The organism is Synechococcus sp. BA-120 BA3, from assembly GCF_034931285.1.
Classification (GTDB): domain Bacteria; phylum Cyanobacteriota; class Cyanobacteriia; order PCC-6307; family Cyanobiaceae; genus Cyanobium.
The window spans coordinates 1-4,482 of record NZ_JAYGHZ010000096.1 but is presented as its reverse complement, the minus strand read 5'-3'; the positions used below and the strand labels follow the sequence as shown (position 1 = coordinate 4,482).

Sequence of the window (4,482 nt, the reverse complement as noted above, 5' to 3'; positions counted from 1 at the left end):
CAGGTGATGGGGGCGGCTCGGGCTGGGGTACACCTGCAGGGCCAGCACCTGCGTCTGCCGCTAAGGCAGGATCTCGATCTCCGGCACCAGCCGAGGGATGATCCGGTCGGTGATCAGGTTGGCGAGCCGCTCCTCCTCATCCAACGGGTCAGCCACGCCGCGCACGTTGCGGCTGCGATCCTCCACCCCGATCAGCAGCGCGCCGCCGGCCGTGTTGGCGAAGGCCACGATCGTTTTCAACGCCCCATCCGGCGAGGAAAGATCACGCTTGAACTCCAACGTCTTGCCCTCAGGGCGCTTGAGCAGGTCGAGCAGATCCATCCTGCTCAGAAGTGTACTCGGAAGCAGCCAGCCTTGTCATGGATCCGAGCTACTTACTGAGTGCGGGGCACGGGTGGTAAGCCCAACGCTGTCCCTTAGTGGCAGGCTAGAAGTGTAGAGCGCAGGAAGGAAATCGTTGGCGGCCTGTCCACTCGAGGGGCTTGTTAGCCATGTTCTATTCATCATGATGCAATGCACGTAGAATCATCTTCATCACTTCTTTATTGGCGTTAAGATGTTGCAAGGCAATATTGGGATGGGCAAGGGGAAAAACTCGGAAGATCTCGTCAGCGAATGCCTGACCGATAGACCTAACTCCTTCAAAATCCAATACCACGACTTTAAATTTATCAATTCGAGCAAGCAACCTTTTGGCTTGAGATCTTGAGACAAGATTGTTATCGCCGTACTGAGCCAACTCCACTGGAACAACTGTCTTTGTAAATCCGTAGTCTTCGCCAGTCGAGAAACGGTCAAACACCTTTTTGGTGGTTCGCGACGTGTGGTTATTCAGCTTCATTGTTACGAATGTTCCTGCACCGCCTTGCTTTGCCTGAAAGATCCAGTCTTCTTTCTTTCCAAAATGATGCGAGAAGATGACTTCCCCTGATAGAATTGCAAAATCATCAAACATTCTAGAGCTAAAAAAGATTCCTTCTCCCGAGTGGCGCGATGGATCTGTTGTCAGCTTTCCCTTGGCAAGCTCAAGAACGGCATGTCGCTCGTCGAGAAGCCCTAGAGCGTGCTGAATCTTCTTAAAGATTCCAACGCCGTTATCGAGAATTGCGATTTCTGTTTCGGCAGCGGTCTTTGAGATATGCACACTAATATGTGTGCCGCTGGAATGGTCGATGGCGTTGTTAAAAATCTCGGTGAAGCCGTAATACCAGATTGATTTCACATTTTCAGCCATAAGCCCAAGCTTGGGAGCAACTTCCCTATCCCAGACGATATCCTCAGCTAACTGTGGGTCTATTTCAAAGCTCAAGTCACATTCTACAAGTGGCGCAAGTGCATAGCGCTTGTTACGAGTGGTTCCAGTTTCCGTAACTGCACCCTCCTCAATTAAATGCTGAATGTGCTTATGGATGGCTTGGCGAGAGCATTCAAACTTTGCCATCGCAATCTTTACGATGTCACTTGGGTGCTCCTTTACGTTGGCAAGGATGAAGTTTCTTACCGCTTCCCCGCGGCCGCGGATTTTCGACACGAACCTTTGTCAACCAGCTCAACTCCTATTGTCAACCTCGGCTCGCCCTATGTCAACCCTGCGATCTCGCTAACACTGTCTTCGGCGGTGAGTTCGGCTTCATCGCGGCCGACCGGCGCCACCGGATCATCCAGCTGTACACCCCCGACGGCCGCTTCGATCAGCTGGTGCTGATTCGCGAGTTCTGGGCCGACAGCGACGCCGCCGAAGCCGCGCCCGCCAACGCCGAGCAGCTGCACGTCGCTGGAGCTGGGGCCCGCGGAGCTGGCGGCGCTGCAGCTGCTGCCCGATGGCGGCTTCGTGCACCTGCCGGAGCAGGTGAGCCACCGGGCGGCCTTCAAGCTGGTGGGCGGCTGGCTGCGGGCCCCGTGCCAGATGGAGCGCCTGATCCGCCGCTACGACGCCACCGGCGCCTGGGTCTCCGCCAGCCACAAGGTGCTGGAGCGCGTCTGAGGGGCCGGCACGCCGGCATCGGCCTCACCGCGGCGGCAGCACATCCAACATCTGCCATAGATCTGGAAATCACGATCCGCTGTGAGAAGCAACGGCACGTCATTGATTTCCGCCAGGCGGATCAATGCGGCATGGGCCAGAGAAGCGGGCACATTCTCATAGCGCTTAAGAAAGGAACCCAGGGTTGGATGACAGATCAGCCGGCCCGTCTTCGCAACAGCCCACGAGATCGGCCAACAGATCAGCCGCGGAGGGTGGTGCTGCGTCATCCACGCCCTGCTCTGGGGATTGGAGAAACGCCGTCAACGCCTGTCGAACCAATTCGGACTTGCTGAGACGGCGGCGTTGGGCCTGCTCTGTGAGCTGGGCATCAAGGGCCTCGCTCAACTTGAGTGAGATCACGGCCATGGCAAGCGCCCCGACGTCGGCATCCCCATCCTGCAGGCTGCCAAGCGGGATTAGGTCTCAACCTCCCAACCCCCGACAAGCCCGCAGCACCACATCGGCACAGCGGCCGTACACAGCGGCCCGCCAGGCGGGGCTGTCGATCAGGAAGGCGTCGCGCACCTGGCGGCGGATCGCTTCGCGGTGGGGGGTGGGGCGATCGGGCACGGCGTGCAGCCAGGCATCGGCGCGCAGGGCGGCCAGCACGTCAGCGATCGGGCGGGTGCCGAACTCCAGGGCCAGGTAGCTGAGCTCCACCGCAGGGAGCATTCGGCGCAAAAACACCGGCACCGAGCCCGACACCACCGACGAGCTGGAGGGGCCCCGGCCGGGCCGGGTGACCTCCGGGCCATACCAGCGTTGCAGCCGTTCCCAGTCGTCGTCGCTGCTGCCGCTGCCGATCAGCTCCCCGTAGCCCCAGGGGCCCAGGCCGGTGTGGAGGTCGATCACCGCCAGGCGGCGGCAGCCCGGGCCCAGGTGCTCGGTGAGGATCTTCTCCAGGGTGGACAGCGACCAGCTGGGGCGGCTGCCGCCGTAGAAGAGGCCGGTGGGATGGGTGTACTGGCCGCGCTGCAGCGCCGCCTGGTAGGCGGCCATCCCGTGCCCAGTGATGAAGGCCTCAAGCAGGTTGTCGGCCCGTTGCCGCTCGGGCCCGTCCCAGTCGCCGGGCAGCAGGGCGTCGTGGAGGGCGTCGTAGGCCGGGTTCTCGGGCAGGGGGCCGCGGAAGTCGAGGCCGTTGCGGTTGAGATCAATGTTGTGTTCGTTGCCGCGGCGCAGCCAGGCGAAGCCATGGGGGTTGAGGGCATGGATCAGCAGCGCCCCGCCTCCGGCCGGCAGTGCGCCGTCGAGTTCATCCAGCAGAACGCCCACCTGGCAACCGGATCCGGCCAGGCCCTCCACGCCGTGGGTGCCGGAGATCAGCAGCAGCAGGGACTCGGGCTCGGCAGGACCCAGGGCCGCCGCATCGATGGCGAGCGGCTCGCCGGCCGGGCCGCGGTGATCGGGCAGGACATGGCTGCTGAGCCGGGCGCCGGCGCCAACGGCGGCGGCCAGGAACGCCCCACGGGCCGAGCGGTAATCGGGGCGGAAGAAGTCGCTGGTGGCCATGGGGGAGGGTGTGGGGCCGTTGATGAAGCGGGTCTCCACGCCCGTGCACATGTACACGAAAGGCAGCTAGTCCGCGAAGCCAGGTCCACTGGCCATTTTGGCCTCGCGCACGGCCACACCAGGCCCGGCGGCCAGGTTGATGGCGTCGCGGTTCTGCAGGGTCCAGCCCGCGGCCACGAGAGCCGCGTCGATGTCGACGCGGGCCTTCTGCTCGGGCGTCAGGTTCATGGGGGACCACCCTCGGCCAAGAAGTATTTACGCTGCGGATCCTTGGCGCTGGTGCCGATCTCGCGCACCAGCCCGCGATCGATCAGACGGGCCAGCCGCGTGCGCGTTGCCCGGGCCGACAGCCCGATGATGGCCGCGATTTCACGGGTGGCCAACCCCTGGCCTTCCCTAAGGCTGGCGAGGATCACCTCCTCAGTGGCGTCGACCACCGTTGGGCCCACGGGGACGGTGGGAATGGTGACGCGAAAACGAGTGGCGATCTCCTCGAAGATCGGTGGCGGCAGGCCCGCTTCTCGACAGACTGCCGTCATCCGCTGGATGCCGCTGCCCCATTGCTCGATCAGCCCCAGCGCCTGGAAGACGCGGCCGATCACGCGGTTGCGCAGCCTGGACACACCATGGGGCAGATCCTCCACGGTGAGCCCAAAGGGCAACAGGCCGGGATTTTCGATCTCCAGCCGATCATCGAAGATCGACAGCCGGATCGGTGCGCCCCGCTGGGAATAGTCGGTGTGGACCACCGCATTGATCAGGGCCTCGCGCACGGCCTCGGGCGGCAGACTCCAGCGGTCGGTGCGGCGTACCGCACCGATTGTCAAGCGACATCCGGAATTGGTCCTCCGGCGACATGAAATCTGGCCCACCCTGTGAGGCTGTAGCCCCGGCTTGTTGACGCCGTAGCCGGCGCCGGTTGGTCTTGCTCATCAGTCCATTGGGAT

7 protein-coding genes are annotated in these 4,482 nt (G+C 62.6%); 1 reads left to right on the top strand and 6 read right to left on the bottom strand.

Going from position 1 to position 4,482, the window contains the following annotated elements; all coding sequences use genetic code 11:
• Positions 1-60: 60 nt before the first annotated feature.
• Both VB737_RS05615 and VB737_RS05610 read right to left on the bottom strand, forming a co-directional pair.
• The gene (locus tag VB737_RS05615) at positions 61-321 is read right to left on the bottom strand and encodes an AlbA family DNA-binding domain-containing protein (protein WP_500311848.1); all 261 of its coding nucleotides are present in this window, start codon (positions 319-321) and stop codon (positions 61-63) included.
• A gap of 175 nt (positions 322-496) precedes the next feature.
• Positions 497-1,531 (bottom strand): STAS-like domain-containing protein, encoded by a 1,035-nt coding sequence (locus tag VB737_RS05610; RefSeq protein ID WP_500311847.1) that lies wholly within the window; start codon positions 1,529-1,531, stop codon positions 497-499.
• 243 nt (positions 1,532-1,774) lie between these two features.
• On the opposite strand from VB737_RS05610, the gene VB737_RS05605 reads away from it, so the two are divergent.
• A complete protein-coding gene (locus VB737_RS05605; protein ID WP_500311850.1) occupies positions 1,775-1,984 on the top strand; it encodes a hypothetical protein in 210 nt (69 codons plus the stop codon).
• Between the two features lie 165 nt (positions 1,985-2,149).
• Here VB737_RS05605 and VB737_RS05600 read toward each other — a convergent pair whose 3' ends face one another.
• From VB737_RS05600 to VB737_RS05585, 4 genes are read right to left on the bottom strand one after another with little or no spacing between them, the layout of a single operon-like run.
• Entirely contained in the window at positions 2,150-2,392 is a 243-nt protein-coding gene (locus VB737_RS05600) for a ribbon-helix-helix protein, CopG family (RefSeq protein WP_500311846.1), read from the bottom strand.
• A 57-nt stretch (positions 2,393-2,449) separates the two neighbouring features.
• Positions 2,450-3,586 (bottom strand): M14 family metallopeptidase, encoded by a 1,137-nt coding sequence (locus tag VB737_RS05595; protein WP_500311845.1) that lies wholly within the window; start codon positions 3,584-3,586, stop codon positions 2,450-2,452.
• A gap of 15 nt (positions 3,587-3,601) precedes the next feature.
• Positions 3,602-3,763 (bottom strand): hypothetical protein, encoded by a 162-nt coding sequence (locus VB737_RS05590; RefSeq protein ID WP_500311844.1) that lies wholly within the window; start codon positions 3,761-3,763, stop codon positions 3,602-3,604.
• Complete coding sequence (locus VB737_RS05585; protein ID WP_500311843.1) at positions 3,760-4,308, bottom strand: ATP-binding protein; 549 nt, start codon at positions 4,306-4,308, stop codon at positions 3,760-3,762. Before VB737_RS05585 ends, VB737_RS05590 begins: the two co-directional genes overlap by 4 nt.
• Positions 4,309-4,482 lie beyond the last annotated feature (174 nt).